Here is a 16066-nt window from a genome sequence, read left to right on the forward strand (position 1 = left end):
CTCTATGGCTTTACTGTTCTGATATAAAGATGATTCCAACAATAAACACTTTTATTCGTTTTGCACAAGTTAGACGAGAAATTTATACCTGTGCCTATTCTTAAGGAGTACAGACAGTAAAGGGATATGATCAGTGGGGAAAATAACAAGTTTGTCTATTCAGCCATACGGTTATCCTGTTAGAAGCTGAACCGTATTTTTAAAGGAACTTTTATTAAAAACTGCTGGTTGGTGCGGGGAACCATACTATAAGTAAATGAGGTTTTAGGCATAACACCTTGTAAACTTAATATGGTTGACTTTCGAAATGATTGTATACAATATTGAATAAAAAAACTTGATAGGATGACAAAATGAAAAAAGATGTTTCTGTAACAGTAAAGGGAAAGTATGTAAATAAATATAAAGGCGGTTATCCGCTCATATCAAAGGAAGCTATCCTTAATTTGAACGAAGATACTATAGAAGGAACCATTATCCGTCTCGTTGATGAAAAGAACAGGTTCATTGCAAAAGGCTATTTTGGCAAACAAAATAAAGGGTATGGATGGGTCCTTAGTAGAAACGAGAATGAACAGATTGACCAAAGGTTTTTTGCGAATAAAATAAAGGCTGCAATCCAGTATCGAGAATCATTTTTTAAAAGCCCGGATACCAATGCCTTCAGGATCGTAAATGGTGAAGGGGATGGTTTAGGCGGATTAACGATAGAGTATTTTGATGGCTATTATTTAATCAACTGGTATAGCAAAGGAATCTACCACTTTCGGGAGTATATTATCAATGCTTTGAAAGAATTAGTTGAATTTAAAGCCATTTATCAAAAGAAAAGATTTGATGTCAGCGGGAAATATATAGAAGAAGATGATTTCGTAGCGGGAGAAAGAGGAACCTTCCCAATTATTGTAAAAGAAAACGGGGTTAACTTTGCAGTTTACTTAAATGAAAGTGCAATGGTGGGTGTATTTTTAGATCAAAGGGATGTCAGAAAAAGAATCCGCGATACTTATGCAAAAGGGAAGAACGTACTAAACACTTTTTCCTACACAGGCGCGTTTTCCGTATTTGCTGCCTTAGGAGACGCAGTTAAAACGACAAGTGTGGATTTAGCTAACAGAAGTTTAAACAAGACCATTGAGCAGTTCAGTTTGAATGGAATAGATGATGACTCACAGGATATCATTGTTGAAGATGTGTTCCATTACTTTAAGTATGCAGTGAAAAAGCAGCTAGAGTTTGATATGGTGATCCTGGACCCCCCAAGCTTCGCAAGGTCGAAGAAAATGGTATTCAGCGCTGAAAAGGACTATAAAAGTCTTTTAAAGGAAGCTATTTCTATAACAAAGGATGAGGGAATTATCGTTGCGTCCACCAATTCAAGCTCTTTTAATATGAAAAAATTTAAAAGTTTTATTGATCAGGCATTTAGAGAAACAAACAGGAAATATCAACTAGTTGAGGAATTTTCCCTTCCGAAAGACTTTAAAACAATAAAAGAATTCCCAGAAGGCAACTATCTTAAGGTTGTGTTTATAAAGAACTTATCGTAGAAAAGGCGAATCAAAAACTATTTAGTAAAAGGATTTATACTCATGACTCAAAATAGGACATTGCATCTATTAAACGGACAATCAATGTATAATTATTATAAAAGGACACAATTTTTGGGGGAAGAATTAATGATTCCTTTTAACGAGGCAATGTGTTATGGAGACACGTATGATGATCTATTTTCACCAAGATTCACCCAAATACGTGCTAAGGTTCATCACGTTACAATGGAGCAATATAATGAAATGACGCTAAAACCCTTGGATCCCCTTTTTTGTAAAAATTTCACTGATATTTCATTATGGTTTGATTCCGATATGTTTTGTCAAATCAATATTCTCACCATTCTTGCCTGGTTGGACAAGACAGATTATAAGGGTGATGTTGAACTACATATAGTCGGAGATTATTTTGAACCTATAGACCGTTTTACCCTGAAGGCTGAAGGGTATTTTTCAATCTACAAACAAGTGCTGATTCAAAAAAATTTTCCTGAGTTTATTTTTCCGGAACCTTTAAGAAGAGGAATTGAATTATATTTGAATTATCTTAATCATAATAGTGATCTTATTCGTTATATTAATAAGCACCGAGATATTTCAGAAGAAGAACTGGTATCCAAATTAATTGTAGATTTCCAACATTATGGGCTGGGCGATACTCAATATCTCGAGATTGTTAGATCATATCGTGAAAATAGATAAGGAAGGTAAAAAAAAACTGCCGCTTAAACGGGTGAGGAGAAGCTTGCCATAAGTAAATAAGGTTATTAGCCAAATGCCTCTCCTTAAGGTTGGGGAGGCTAGAACATAATAAAGAGTTTGCTTAACGGAAATAGAAATAGTAAAAATGGGATTGCAAAATATAAGAAAATAGATTGACAAAATTAATAATCCTATTAAACTAAAAATAAGTTCTATCCTCAAATTCTTCTCTTGACTTCCTTTTGATATTAGATACTCCGCAAGTCTTTATTTGCCTTTACTTTCTCCAATTGAAGCCACATTTAACCTCTTTTTTCACTCATTAACACTCATTAATTTTAAAAAATCTATCCGAAGTTAGAGAACATGCATGTAAAATTTGATAGTAGAAGAAAATTTAAATGATAGTTCACTATTAGTATAAAGGGTGCTGTAAAAGACATGACCATGGGATAGGGGAAGGGATGCTATGGGATTTGAAGAAGAGTATCAGGCCTTTTTGAATGCTCACTTGCAGGCAAGAACCGGTGAACGGCTACGTCGCTTACAAGAAGGTCACAATCAGGCTGAAATGTTGTTTTTGAAACAAGTGTGGTGGCCTTTATTTTACCATTTCAAGTATCTTCATCCAGAATATGAAGTCGATGATTTCAAGGATGGCAAAAGGTATTTGGATTTTGCTTATATTCGTCCCGCAATCCGAATTTGCCTTGAGGTCGACGGGTATGGCCCTCACCTAAAGAACATAAGCAGATGGCAATTTTCCGACAACCTGGAACGTCAAAACCAGTTGGTGATCGATGGATGGACCGTGATCCGCTTCTCTTATGACCAAGTGAAAGAGAAGCCTCGTCGATGCCAACAGATTGTACAGCAAGTGATTGGCCAATGGCTGGGTGATGAGCTGGACCAGACATCTTTGTCCTTTGCCGAAAAGTAAGTGCTTCGGCTAGCAATTCGAAAAGGAGAAGCCATATCCCCTAAAGAAGTCGAGGAATACTTGAAGCTAAGTGACAAGACGGTAAAAAAGGTACTTTCTCAACTAGTTGATAAAAAGATGCTAATTCCCGCATCTGGGATCAAGAGGGTCCGCTCTTATCAACTGGGGAATCAGGTTAAGCACCCGATCATATAAATAGTCGGAAAGAATTCGCCTAATTAGTAATTATCATTAAAAATAGCTTAAATAGACGGAGAGATTCCGCCTATTCACTCGAAAAGCGCGAAAATAGGGGATTTTGCTTCGCATAATCGGAAAACATCCCCTTATTTATCCCGAATTGAGCTCCATTCAGCATCTAAGCGAAAAACCTCCGCTTATTTACTTTCTCTGGTTATTTAATTAAGGACAAGAATTCTTATTGAATAGGAAGTGAGACAAAAACCATTGAGAGAAGGGCTCTTAACAAAAAGGGTGCCTTGATTTGTTAATGGATGAAGAAAATTCCCATGGTCGAAAGAATTAATATCCCAATTGAAATCATTTCTACTTTTTTATGGTCATTTTTTTGTTCCACGGTTCCAGCAGCAAACGAATTTCCAGTAGCCCTGTTTCTTAATCTAGCATCAATTGTTAGTTTTATCATGAAAAGAAGTACCAGAATAACGGATAATGCGGAAGAAAGCACCTGAAACTGATGGGTAACATTAATGGAGACCACTTGTGTTAGCAGCAACAGAATGGCAGCAATAAACGAGAATCGATTATAGGCATTCCAAACATGAATGTGTAAGGCTTCTAGTTCGTGGACAGCTTTCGATTGGGCCATAGCTTTAATAAATTGGGGGCGGAGACCGCCGCCTAATACGATTCCACCTCCAGCGATAATGGCCAGACATAACAGTTGGATACTCAGTAGGATATGATTCATTCTTTAACACTCCTTTATTAAATGAGATTTCTTTTCTTCAAAGCTTCGGCAGATGGATGGTCTTTAAAAACATCCACCAAGGCATCATGGAGAGTAAGGAGTTTTGCTGGATCAAAATTGTCTTCCATCATGTGGTACATTTTTTCCTCAATGGCTTCTATTTCTTTCCCTTTTTCTTTCCCAAGAGCGGTTAGATGAAGCGTGACATATCTCCGGTCTTGGCTGCTTTCCTTACGGGTAACGAGACCTCTTTCCACCAATGTGTTCACAAGTCTGGACGGACTGCCTGTTTCACAAATAAGCAGGGAACCCAGCTCTTTGAGTGACAGGGGTTCATGTCGCTCCAAAATATGAAGGACTTCTGCTTGTGAAGGGGTAATCCCGATGGATCGGGTTAAAACTTGCAGCATTCGTTCTCCCTCTCGTTGAGCTGCCAGAATTAAAAACCGGATTGCTTCCATTTTCTTTTGATCGAATTGCATTGTTTCAGCTCCTAACCTTACAATAGATGACATGTCATTTATATCTTCAATATACATGACATGTCATCTATTGTAAAGGAAAAATGTAAAAAAAACCCAAAAATTTCAGGGAAAAAGTAACCAACCGGTCGGGAATATGGAAGTGGAGAGTAATCAGAAACGATACTGATTTATTGGCTGCAGTACGTTAAAATTAATTTTTTACCAGATGGTCAAGAAAGAGAAGGTTCAGGCATCACTTCTATTCTGTTCCATCAATAAGATCGTTACCCACCCATTTGCAAGGAACCTAGGAGCATCTGGTACCAAGGTTAGATTATAGTACAGAGATAAATTTCATAATGATAAAAACTGCCAGTATAGTAGGTGTGGTGAACGGTAGCATTAGTATAGGGGTTTTTTAACATTTTGATTGGAGGGGGGTGAAAAAAGTTCATCCTCCCTTAAATTGTAAATTCTTCCTATAATCAAGTTGTAAATAATTATTAGGAGGAATAAAAATGAATGTACAAAAAGGAATTTCAGTTTTTGCGTTAGTGGGGATTTGCGGTGCGCTGCTTTTTGCAACGGTTCCACTATGGTATGGGTTATGGAAAGAAAACTTGTTCTTGTCAACTGTAGATATTACCGCACACACACTATTGTTAATCGGGATTATTGGGGTTTATTTTGCAAATGCCGAAAAGCTTGGAAAGTTTGGGTTGTTTACCGGAATGCTTATCGTTGCAGGATTTGTTTTTCAAATCTTTATGAAAGCGGCAAGTGGATTCTTTAAGCCCATCTTGTTTGAGTATGCACCTCAAGTTTTGGCGAATGGTGCTGTTCCATCACCATTAAATGAAATCATTACCTTTTCGACGGTTCTATTTCCTTTAAGTATTGTCCTCTTTGGAATTGCAATTGCCAAGTCTAAAATGGCACAACGGAAACTTGGATTTTTGCTTATGTTTAGTCCTTTTGGGTTTCTAGTCCCATTCGGAGTGTTTATCTCTCCTTTGTTGTTCTCGTTTATCATGGTCTCATTGGCTTATCCCATTGTTTCAAAGAAGAATAAAACTAGTGATCTATCTTTACAGTGTTAGAAAAAAAGGAACCTTACCTGGGGTTCCTTTTTGCTTATTTTCTTAACTTATCTCTAATGCTTCTCAACTGACTTTTAATCGTGTTAACCGACTTGTATAGCATTTCTGATATTTGCGTTTTATTGTAGCCTTGTTGTTTTAAGTCATAGATTTCACGTTCCATCGGTGTTAAGTCGGATAAGAAAATTTCATTGCGCATGATTTTTGCTGCATCGGAATGGATGGAGGAGCGGTTCTGGTGGGCCTCCCTAATGGCTGTTATGATATCTTGAAAACTTGATTTAGTAATGTAATTAACGGCCCCTTGTTTAAAGGATTGCATTACAATTTCTTTTTCATACAATGAAGTCAACATAATGATTTTAATAGAATGATTACCGGCATTTTTTACTTTCCTTGCTATTTCCAGCCCGTCTAAGTTGTTATCAGTTAAGTTAATGTCCATTAAAATGATATCCACTTCAAGGGATTTAAGTGTTAACAAAGCCTCTTCTTTCGTAGACACCACACTGACGACTTCGATATCCTCCTCCATTGCAAGGTCTTCACTAATATTTTTCTTCCAGTCCTCATCATCTTCTACTAGTAAGACCCGAATCTTTTGCATAAGAAGACCTTCCTTTCAGTTTTTGATTTACGTCTATGACTCTTTTCCTTGGGAACAGAAGTGCAATCGTCGTTCCGATGTTTCTCTTGCTTTCGACTACCATTATTCTGCCTTGATGTTTATTCATGACATTAAAGCAATAAGTTAAACCGAGGCCGTAATTTTTTGGTTTCTTTTTGGTTGTAAAAAAAGGTTCAAAGATTTTAGAAAAAGAATTTTTTTCAATCCCGCAGCCGGTGTCCTGAATCTCAAATACTAATTTTCTTTTAAGGTGTTTTATTCTTATGGTTATACAGCCTGTTTCTCCTTGGATGGATTCGATTGCATTTGAACAAAGGTTAGAAAGGACTTCATACAGATGGTGTGGATCGCATTGCAGGCTTCCTAGAAATTGATAATCTTTTATTAAGATAATGCCCTTCTTCTCTAAAATTGGTTGAAAGCCGCTTAAAACTTTATCTGTAAGGTCACAGAGGACAACCGTTTGTTCTGAGAGGGTGACTTCTTGCGTTTTTTCTTTCATTCTATCCACCATGTGCTGAAGATGGGAGGTAATGGACCCGATTTTATCGACGGACTGAAGGGAGGCCTCTTTATTTTCTAAATCGATGTGATGTTTGGCTCTTTCTAACATATACTCCACTTTTTGAATTTCATTTTTAATGGAATGATTAATAATCGATGTTCCTAAGGTTATCGAGGTCATCGAAGCATCAAGCCTATGTTTTTCAAATTTCAACTTAATGCCAAGAATACCATAACGAATACCATAGTAAAGAAGTAAGGTAATTAACCATAGATCAATATAATTGCTGTTCATCTTCCAATTCGTATTTTGCTCAAAAATAATTTCTTTTTCCGCAAGGGTCACACCATTTACGAATAGAAAATCCTTTAGATAGATTAGGGACATGATTGGGATAAATATAATACTAAGACGCAATGCATTGCTTTGTTCAGCCTGACTTTTGCTTTTAAAAATAGATGCTAAATAGAGTAGGCAGCCGCAAACCATATAAAGGCCGGACCAAATATGAAGCCTTTCGGTTGAAATCGTGGTCATCCTGTTTTGCCAGTCCATAAGTAGGAAAATAATCGAAGGGCACACCAAAAACCATGAAAGGAATGGCAATTTAACTTTTAATAAAGTTAAAGAACTGTTCAGAAAAACATATGGCAATAAGTAATAAAACATATCCATGAAAATAATGATGGATATGGAGATAAGGTCATTTTCAAGAGGAGACAAAATTTTTTGTGCCTGAAGATGGGGTTGGATGATCGTATGCATTAATGCAAAGTAACTTCCCCCTCCCCCAATAAATAGGAGGAAACAAATCCATTTTATATAGGGATCTTTCCGATTATAAAAATACATAATGATAGCTATAGGCCATAAAATGGGAAACAAGTTGAACCCCCTTAAGAGAAGCTTAATTACCAATATTTATGATATCACTAATCTTCTTAACACAGGAATAAATTTTGGTTTGGAACCGAGGGGTGTATTCTATAGCATGCCAATGAAGACGAACTACTTCATGCTCCGATTGATAGCAAGTGGTGGAACTGTGTTACGCTGTCATTGCTAGAAATATATCGGGGTCATTTATATAATGTCAGTTTGGATAAGTGGAATTGTAAACACTTTTGCTAAAAAACAGCAGGTTACATAGGTGTGGTGAACCGTATCAAAAATAAGGGGTTCTTAAACAAAGGGAGGTGCTTTTTTGCTCGCAAAGTAGAACACCTGCCCTTCTCTATTTGCTATTATATATTTGCTCCCATTTGAACATCTATTAGTGTCATTTCATTGGTCTGGTTTAAGGCATTTTTCAATTCTTGTTCAAACTCATTCAATTGCTTGGGTCGAACTCCTTTTATTCCAAAGCTTTCAGCAAGCTGCACAAAGTCAGGGTTTCCAAAGTCTGTGCCAAAGCTATTGCTGAATTTCTCTTGCATCATTTGTTTCTCTAATTTTAACGTTTTATCATTTAATACTATGATGATGAATGACAGACCAAGTCGTTTGGCTGTTTCTAATTCGGAAATATTCATTAATGCCCCTCCATCGCCAGTCATACAAATAACAGGAGAGTCCTGGAAAGCTAGTTTGGCACCAATCGAGCCAGGCAAGGCAATACCCATTGAGGCTAATCCATTGGAGATGATGAGACGTCCTGCCTGTTTGGGTTGATAGGTACGGGCAATAGAGACCTTGTGGGCACCCACATCAGAAATCACAATCGTCTTTTCCGTAGAGAGTTTTTCAGTAATGGTTAAGATATTCTCAATCGTAAGTGAAAGATTTTCATTCATATCTAAATCAATTTGATAATCAGTTTTCACCTTTTCCTTTAGATTTCCAATCGGGGCCCATGGCTTAGAGGGAATACCCAGTTCATTAAGGGCCTGAAAAGTCTCATTTAAATCACCAACCAATTCTCCCTTCACGGGATAGTGTTCATCCATTTCGGCTGGCAATGAATCGATATGTAAAATGGGGTGCATTCTTTTATTCCAATCCTTAGGCAGGCTTTCTACAAAATCATAACCAATGACAATTAATAAATCAGATTGCTCTATCAAAGGTAATACTTCATCCTTTTTCTTAAAACCAAATGTAAAATAATTTAGTGGATGGTTTTTGGGTAAAACTCCTTTTGCCATAAAACTATGGATGACAGGTGATTGTAGGTTCTCTACAAAAGTCTGGAGCCCGGACATAGCTTTTTGCCTAATTACTCCATTTCCCACTATGACAAGAGGTTTCTGGCTCTGGTCTATTAAGGTGCGAGCATCCTCTATGGATTGCGAAATAGGGGTGCTTTTTGGAATAGGCAACACGGGTAATGGTTGGGTTTGAACCATTTGTGGGGCTAAGTTCTCCGGTAATTCGATTAAAACAGCACCTGGCTTTTCCATTTGCGCTACTCTAAATGCCTTGCGAATGATGGTTGGTATAGTTTGCGAATCTTTAATTTGAATGCTCCACTTGGTAGCAGGTTCAAATATTTTAACGATATCTAAATATTGATGTGATTCTTGATGTTGCCTTTCAAAGCCAGCTTGCCCGGTAATGGCTACAACCGGAGAGTGGTCCAGATTGGCACTGGATATTCCGGTTAAAAGATTGGTCGCTCCAGGCCCTAAAGTGGCTAAGCAAACCCCCACCTTATGGGTTAGCCTGCCGTAAACATCGGCCATAAAAGCTGCACCTTGTTCATGACGGACATTGATGAACTGAATTTGTTTAGACTTAGACAATGAATCAATCAGGTCAAGGGTTTCCTTCCCCATGATGCCGAAAACATACTTAACCCCCTCATTTTCTAAGCACTGAACAAGTAAATCCGTTGCTTTCATAGTAAGCCCCTTTACAAATTGTATTTAGCTGTATTTTCCCCTTAAATCGAGAAATTTATTTTAGTAGACCAAAGAGACGCTGCCTAATTTTTAGGAAGCGCCTTTTGGGTAAACTATTTATACTTTCATTAGAAGTCAAAGTTATCGGGATCAGGACCCACTCGATGGTCTTGATTAAGCTGGTCAATTCGTTCCATATCTTCTTTTGAAAGTTCAAAATCAAATACATCTGAGTTTTCAACAATGCGATGTTCCTTCGTGGACTTTGGTATAGTGACCACGCCGTTTTGCAAATCCCATCGCAAGATAATTTGTGCAATTGACTTGTTATATTTAGTAGCCATTTCCTGCAGATCCGAATTCTCCAATAGATGACCTTGCATTAACGGCGACCAAGCTTCCAGTTGTATTCCTTGTCTTTGACAAAAGGACTGTAGGCTTTTTTGTGTTAATCGTGGATGATATTCTACTTGGTTCACCATTGGTTTAATTTCTGCTTCTTTTATTAATTCTTCCAGTTGGTGGATTTGGAAGTTGCTTACTCCAATCGCTTTTACTTTTCCTTCTTTATAAAGCGTTTCTAATGCGCGCCATGCCTCTTTGTATTTGCCTTCTACGGGCCAGTGAATCAGATATAAGTCCAAATAATCAAGGCCAAGTTTCTTTAAGCTTGTTTCATATGCCGCGATGGTGGATTCATAGCTTAAGTCAGTATTCCAAACCTTTGAAGTGATAAAAAGCTCCTCTCTGGAAACTCCTGTTTCTTTCATGCCAGCAAGGATGGCTTGGCCAACACTTTCTTCATTTCCATAAATGGCGGCTGTATCAATACTTCGGTAACCATGTTTAATGGCAAATTTAATGGCATTGACTAATTCCGGACCTTCCTCCACTTTAAAAACCCCAATCCCAAACCAAGGCATTTGGCTTCCATTATTCAGTATTGTTGTAGATTGTAAATTTTTTAACATAATCTAACCCTCCGTCATGTTTTTTTTGTAGACATAATGAAAATTAAGAGCACTTTTGGCCCAGCATCCTTACAGCTTCTTGATCTTTTTTTTCAAGGTTCCGGCTCCAGCCAGTCAAGAGAACGGCAGCTAAAACCATAAGTGAACCAATCCAAGTGGTATGAATCAGTCCGACTGAATCTGTAATAACTCCACCCAGGTAGGATCCAATGGCAATGCCTATGTTAAAGGCAGCAATATTGATTGCGGAAGCAACATCAACCGCAGTTGGAACAAACCGTTCTGCTAACATGACGACATATACTTGTAGTCCCGGAACATTCATAAAAGCAAGAAGGCCCATAAAGAAAACGGTGATCAGGCCGCCAAGTTTAAATGGTGCTGTGTACATGAAGATAAAAAGTACAATTGCTTGAACAATAAACATATAAAATAATGCTTTAAGCTGATTTTGATTAGATAATTTTCCGCCTATCATATTTCCAATGGCAATCGCTAGTCCATATAGAAGCAGTATCATAGCCACAGTGCCTTCTTTAAAGCCAGTTATTTTCTGCAGGATTGGGGATAAATAGGTAAAGACTACAAATGTTCCACCATATCCTAAGGCAGTAATGATAAACAAGAGCAGTAAACGTCCATTCTTAACCAATTTGAACTGATCACGGAATGCGACGTGAGTTCCTCTTTTTAAGTCAGCTGTAACAAGGATGCTGTTTGCAATCAGTGCCACGATCCCGACGGCTACAATGAGAATAAATGCCATTCTCCAGCCGAAATTCTGTCCGATGAATGTTCCCAATGGAACCCCTGTAACAGTCGCTGCCGTTAGGCCGGAAAACATGATGGAGATGGCACTGGCCCTGCGGTTTTCAGGTACTAAATCAGCCGCAATCGTTGAACCAATAGACATGAATACACCATGTGAAAAGGCAGAAACTACACGGGCCATTAGTAATACTCCAATACTGGCAGCACTAGCTGCCATACTATTGCCGACAATAAAAATGACCATTATCCAAAGTAATAAAGTTTTGCGCGACATCCTGGAAGTGAGCGATGTTAAGACCGGTGCCCCGAAGGTAACTCCTAAAGCGTATAGGGAAACAGTAAGCCCGGCGGTTGTAATTGGTACTTTTAAATCCCCGGCTATCAATGGCAATAATCCTACACTGATAAATTCTGTCGTTCCTATGGCGAATGCACTTGCAGCCAAGGCCAGAAGTGCAAATGTGCTTCGTTTTTTATCGATAGACATATGATTCCTCCTAATTATGTGAAATTGTATGAATGAACTTCCTTAAGGTTCATGATGTAAATAAATCCATTATCCATTTCAGCCGGTGAATGTTATTATGGAATATATCATAACTATTGGGAAGTACGTACTTTAAAGTATTATAGGAACCTAAAAGTACTATAGGTACTTTTTAGTGCCTATTGATTCAGGAGGAGTTAGTTGATGAAGAAAAAGAAATACAATATATCAGTTGAAGCGACTCTGGAAGTGATTGGGGGAAAATGGAAATGCGTAATTCTATGCCATCTGACACACGGCAAGAAACGGACCAGTGAATTGAAGCGCTTGATGCCAAATATCACTCAAAAGATGCTAACTCAACAATTGCGTGAATTAGAGGAAGATGGGATCATTAATAGAATTGTATATAATCAAATTCCCCCAAAAGTGGAGTACGAACTTAGTGAGTATGGCTCGAGCCTGACTGGGATTTTAGACTCCCTATGCGCATGGGGAGAAAAACATATTACGAAAGTATATGGCGATAAATTTATAGTTTTAGAAGAGAATGTTTTAAATGAACATTTGAAGTAATCTTGTCTATAGGAAACTTCATTATAAAATCGTAACGGTGAACCTTACCATTTGAATGGATTGTAAAAATGCTTATTACTTTTCTTGGAAAAAATGGAATAAAGTGATTCATGCGAACCGTAAATTACGTTATAATTTATTTTTAAAGGGGGTGCTTACAGATGGAGAATCACATACGATTGTCTGGTACTTCTTCCACTCATGCAAAGCCTATTATTGGAAGGGCGATACTTTGCATGGGGCGAAACAGATAATATATCGCTAAAAAGGCTTTTCTGATATTTTGGCTTTGCACCTTATTTTTTTCAAAATCAAAATAAGGGAGCGGGCAAACATGAAATATATTAATGCAAACCAGGTTTTACCTGAGAATCTCATCCTGGAAATTCAAAAGTATGTCCAGGGGGAGACTGTCTATATTCCAAAGCAGGAAACGGAGTATCGGAAATGGGGAACTTCAAGCGGAGGAAGGCAGCTGCTGGACGGCCGCAATGCCGCCATTAGACGTTCTTTTATGAGTGGGAGCAGTATCCGGCAATTGGCTGAGGAATATTACCTTTCAACTGAAACGATTAAGAAAATAGTTTATTCACATAAAAAGTAGGAGAACAGCACTGGTGAATATTTTTCATCAGTGCTGTTGTTATGTAAAAAACATTTCTAAGTCATTTTCTCCATTTTAAAAATTAACTGCACCGATTAAAATAAGTTTAGAGAGATAGGTGCAAATAATTGATAGGAGATAGATTGTGATGAAATTTATTAAAAATGAACAGTTAAATTTTATAAAAAAACAGATTGCTTTAATTAAGGACAGCAAACAAAAGAATGTACCCCAGAACATTTTGGCTGCTGTGATTGACTTAGCCAATGCCAAAATCCTGGACCTCTTTCCGAATGGATCCTTGGAGCAGCAAGAAATGCTGAACCTTTCCAAACTCAAAACAGATAACGAATATGAGCAATATATTCGGCGTCTTTCGGACTTTTTGCTGCCTTTCCCACAAATCACTGAGCAGCAACTCAAAAAAATGTTTCCGAAGCAAAAAAAATTAAAGCTGCCGGATTTAGAAAATATAGACCACAGCCGATTGACGTATTTGAGTTGGAACGACATCAGATCGAATAAAAAATTTATTGTATATGAACTAGATGGAAAAATGGCCGGCATGGAATGTGAAATGACACCAACCAATAAAAAAAATATTTGTTCTTTCTGTAATGGTTTTGGTGAGGTTGCCTATTTCTCCACCGTGACAAAAGCCAAAAAGCCCAAAAATCCGGATTATTACAAATCCATCGGCAATCTTATTTGCGCCGAGAGCAGCGAGTGTAATAAAAACATAACGAATGTCGACTATTTAACAACCTTCTTTAAAGATTCACTGGGAATATGACTAATATGGTAATTAAGTTTTTGCAAAAAAAGTAACAGCACCTCCTATTTTGATGAAAGGTGCTGTTACGATATTTAATTGTCCAGAAGTGTGTTTATTCATGATAGTTTGTTTGTGTTTGCCTTAATATTCTCCCTTAATGACAAAGTACGAGCCCCGAATGGTTCCAGCTAGTTTAGATTTTTGCCTGGCAAACTTAAACTTTCCTTCTAACTCCTTTGGCACTTCCATCCCTTCAGAAAGCTTAAAACCAACGGCCCGCTTCGGCTTAGGGCCATCAACCGTATACAAGACGTTGACCGAAAGACCATCCTCATAAAAGACGTAAGTCCAATCGATATTTTCCACTTGAAAACGCGACGTTTCCAAAGGTTTGGCTGCAAACTCAATATCACGTTCTTCTTTCAAAATCCTGTTCACATAATCAAGAGTCTCCCTGCTTTCACTAGCTGGGACGACCGTAAATTCATGCTTATATTTGTTCATAAAGTAACGTGCCTCATTAGCGCGCAGACCAGCAAGCGCCTCTGCTACTGGTGAAGACTCTAAACCAACCGTAGATACATTTTTAAAATCAACTGTATAGGACATTTCCATTCCTCCTATCAACCCTTTATTTCCTTACTACAGGAATCCACATTTCACCAAATACTAAGCCGTTTCGCTGCCCCATTTCAACCGTTGTATTGGGTCCGCCAACATAGGCAAAATTCTTTGCTTCCGGCAAAACTTGACCAAAGGCGATGCCAGAAAGTTTATTGCTTAACTCTTCAGCGGTCTTCGCTTCCCCTTTAACTACCAGGTATTCTCCCTTGGGAAATTGGATCACTCTGTGTTCTTCCGGTACCGTAGCCATTGTCATAACGCCGGCATAATGCATCATCTTGTTATTTACTGCCTCGTTTACGGCAAAGATGTAGTCATTTGTGGCAAGGGCCTTCAAAGTATCAAGCCTTCCATCTTGTTTAACGGCCTGCCAGAAGTCGGCCTTTTCCTTGTTAATGCCTGCATAATCCGTGTAGTTGCTCTTAAGCTCTGTCCCAATACCTAAAACGGTAAAACTGTCTTTCTCTTCTAAAGAATAATCTGCCATGTTCAAAACCTTCCTCTCAAATGATTTGTTTTTTCACCTGATAAGTTTATAATAACGTTAAATCGTGTCAAAAAATGATACTGTTTTAGGAGTCCAGATGAAAAAGGTTGAACGGATTAACATCATCATGCGGTATATCAATAACCGCTCCCACTTTACCATTTCTGAGATTATGCAGGAATTTAACATCTCTCGTTCGACAGCGATTAGAGATATAAGAGAAATTGAGGCCATGGGGATGCCGCTTGTCGCTGAAGTTGGAAGGGATGGGGGCTATTTTGTCATGCAAAACTCTGTCCTGCCCGTTGTCCGCTTTACCGATAATGAGGTCAAAGCTCTTTTTATTGCCTTTATGGCCACAAGAAACCAGCAGCTCCCTTATCTAAAGAGCCGTCAGTCTTTAGCTGAAAAATTACTGGGCCTCATCTCGGAAAACCAGCAAGATGACCTGGTTCATTTAAATGAAATCTTACTTTTTGAAGGGACTAATCCCCATAATCCCGACCTGCTTGAACTGTCAGACTTACCGCATCCCAGGTTAGAGAAGCTCATCCAGCTCCTTCTTTTAGATCGCTATTTATTGATTGCCATTGAAGAAGAGAAGGTAATAAAGGACTATCCTATTTATCTCTTGCACCTTTATCATGAAAAAGGTCTATGGCTGATTGAAGGCTTTGACCTAAAGGAAGAAAAGAGAAAGTTCTTTAATGTCGATCATCTCATTTATGTTGAACCCTGCCCGATGAAAAATAGAGTAAGTAAGAAAAAGATTTTAGAAAAAATGAGTAAGCAGGAAGAAGGAATCAACCTTGTTCTTGAGCTGGGTCCAAAAGCAATTGCCCAGTTCAAAAAATATCATCCTTTAAACGTTTCATTATCCTATACAAATCCTTACCAGACCACAGCCATTTTAAGGACTTTTATCCATGTAGATAAACCCGAAGAATTAACCGACATAACAAATTGGCTGCTTTTCCTCGGTGGAGATATCATGGTTAGGGAAATGCCAGAAGAAGTCTTAGAAGATATACAAAAGAGGTTAATATTATTCTGCCCATAAGCAGCGCCAGTTAAAACCAATGATGTATAATCTTCATTGTCCATTGGT

The 16066-nt window shown here is 38.0% G+C and carries 17 protein-coding genes; 8 read left to right on the forward strand and 9 right to left on the reverse strand.

Features of this window, described 5'->3' with window-relative positions; translation table 11 throughout:
• Positions 1 to 353: 353 nt before the first annotated feature.
• The 3 genes from ACY8D0_RS08460 to ACY8D0_RS08470 all read left to right on the forward strand — a co-directional run bounded on the left by ACY8D0_RS08460 (position 354) and on the right by ACY8D0_RS08470 (position 3195).
• Positions 354 to 1550: a class I SAM-dependent rRNA methyltransferase gene (locus ACY8D0_RS08460; RefSeq protein ID WP_462410077.1), complete on the forward strand. Its 1197-nt coding sequence runs from the start codon at positions 354 to 356 to the stop codon at positions 1548 to 1550.
• A 129-nt stretch (positions 1551 to 1679) separates the two neighbouring features.
• Positions 1680 to 2255, forward strand: a complete 576-nt coding sequence (locus ACY8D0_RS08465) for an AraC family transcriptional regulator (RefSeq protein WP_462410078.1) — start codon at positions 1680 to 1682, stop codon at positions 2253 to 2255.
• Positions 2256 to 2724: 469 nt separating this feature from the next.
• Entirely contained in the window at positions 2725 to 3195 is a 471-nt protein-coding gene (locus ACY8D0_RS08470; protein WP_462410079.1) for a DNA-binding response regulator, read from the forward strand.
• A 487-nt stretch (positions 3196 to 3682) separates the two neighbouring features.
• Here the strand turns inward: ACY8D0_RS08470 and ACY8D0_RS08475 are convergent, their stop codons facing one another.
• Together ACY8D0_RS08475 and ACY8D0_RS08480 are read right to left on the reverse strand one after the other, a co-directional pair.
• Complete coding sequence (locus ACY8D0_RS08475; protein ID WP_462410080.1) at positions 3683 to 4126, reverse strand: hypothetical protein; 444 nt, start codon at positions 4124 to 4126, stop codon at positions 3683 to 3685.
• 17 nt (positions 4127 to 4143) lie between these two features.
• Positions 4144 to 4608, reverse strand: coding sequence for a MarR family winged helix-turn-helix transcriptional regulator (locus tag ACY8D0_RS08480; protein ID WP_462410081.1), 465 nt, complete (start codon positions 4606 to 4608; stop codon positions 4144 to 4146).
• A 500-nt stretch (positions 4609 to 5108) separates the two neighbouring features.
• Here ACY8D0_RS08480 and ACY8D0_RS08485 point away from each other — a divergent pair, with 500 nt between their 5' ends.
• Positions 5109 to 5690, forward strand: coding sequence for a hypothetical protein (locus ACY8D0_RS08485; protein WP_462410082.1), 582 nt, complete (start codon positions 5109 to 5111; stop codon positions 5688 to 5690).
• Between the two features lie 34 nt (positions 5691 to 5724).
• Here the strand turns inward: ACY8D0_RS08485 and ACY8D0_RS08490 are convergent, their stop codons facing one another.
• From ACY8D0_RS08490 to ACY8D0_RS08510, 5 genes are all read right to left on the reverse strand, one after another.
• Complete coding sequence (locus ACY8D0_RS08490) at positions 5725 to 6297, reverse strand: response regulator transcription factor (RefSeq protein ID WP_462410083.1); 573 nt, start codon at positions 6295 to 6297, stop codon at positions 5725 to 5727.
• On the reverse strand, positions 6263 to 7588 hold the full coding sequence (locus tag ACY8D0_RS08495) for a sensor histidine kinase (protein WP_462410084.1): 1326 nt from the start codon (positions 7586 to 7588) through the stop codon (positions 6263 to 6265). Before ACY8D0_RS08495 ends, ACY8D0_RS08490 begins: the two co-directional genes overlap by 35 nt.
• A 479-nt stretch (positions 7589 to 8067) precedes the next feature.
• Entirely contained in the window at positions 8068 to 9663 is a 1596-nt protein-coding gene (locus ACY8D0_RS08500) for an acetolactate synthase large subunit (RefSeq protein WP_462410085.1), read from the reverse strand.
• Between the two features lie 128 nt (positions 9664 to 9791).
• A complete protein-coding gene (locus ACY8D0_RS08505; RefSeq protein ID WP_462410086.1) occupies positions 9792 to 10634 on the reverse strand; it encodes an aldo/keto reductase in 843 nt (280 codons plus the stop codon).
• 43 nt (positions 10635 to 10677) lie between these two features.
• A complete protein-coding gene (locus ACY8D0_RS08510; RefSeq protein WP_462410087.1) occupies positions 10678 to 11892 on the reverse strand; it encodes an MFS transporter in 1215 nt (404 codons plus the stop codon).
• A 204-nt stretch (positions 11893 to 12096) separates the two neighbouring features.
• Here ACY8D0_RS08510 and ACY8D0_RS08515 point away from each other — a divergent pair, with 204 nt between their 5' ends.
• The 3 genes from ACY8D0_RS08515 (at position 12097) to ACY8D0_RS08525 (ending at position 13865) form a co-directional block, all read left to right on the forward strand.
• Positions 12097 to 12468 (forward strand): winged helix-turn-helix transcriptional regulator, encoded by a 372-nt coding sequence (locus ACY8D0_RS08515; RefSeq protein ID WP_462410088.1) that lies wholly within the window; start codon positions 12097 to 12099, stop codon positions 12466 to 12468.
• A gap of 334 nt (positions 12469 to 12802) precedes the next feature.
• Positions 12803 to 13072, forward strand: coding sequence for a CD3324 family protein (locus tag ACY8D0_RS08520; protein WP_462410089.1), 270 nt, complete (start codon positions 12803 to 12805; stop codon positions 13070 to 13072).
• Between the two features lie 148 nt (positions 13073 to 13220).
• Positions 13221 to 13865: a FusB/FusC family EF-G-binding protein gene (locus tag ACY8D0_RS08525; RefSeq protein WP_462410090.1), complete on the forward strand. Its 645-nt coding sequence runs from the start codon at positions 13221 to 13223 to the stop codon at positions 13863 to 13865.
• 123 nt (positions 13866 to 13988) lie between these two features.
• Here ACY8D0_RS08525 and ACY8D0_RS08530 read toward each other — a convergent pair whose 3' ends face one another.
• Positions 13989 to 14456, reverse strand: coding sequence for a DUF8821 family protein (locus ACY8D0_RS08530; protein ID WP_462410091.1), 468 nt, complete (start codon positions 14454 to 14456; stop codon positions 13989 to 13991).
• A 22-nt stretch (positions 14457 to 14478) separates the two neighbouring features.
• Positions 14479 to 14958, reverse strand: coding sequence for a GyrI-like domain-containing protein (locus tag ACY8D0_RS08535; protein ID WP_462410092.1), 480 nt, complete (start codon positions 14956 to 14958; stop codon positions 14479 to 14481).
• Positions 14959 to 15055: 97 nt separating this feature from the next.
• On the opposite strand from ACY8D0_RS08535, the gene ACY8D0_RS08540 reads away from it, so the two are divergent.
• Positions 15056 to 16018 (forward strand): helix-turn-helix transcriptional regulator, encoded by a 963-nt coding sequence (locus tag ACY8D0_RS08540; RefSeq protein WP_462410093.1) that lies wholly within the window; start codon positions 15056 to 15058, stop codon positions 16016 to 16018.
• The last annotated feature ends 48 nt before the right edge of the window (positions 16019 to 16066 follow it).

This window comes from Neobacillus camarae (assembly GCF_054950115.1).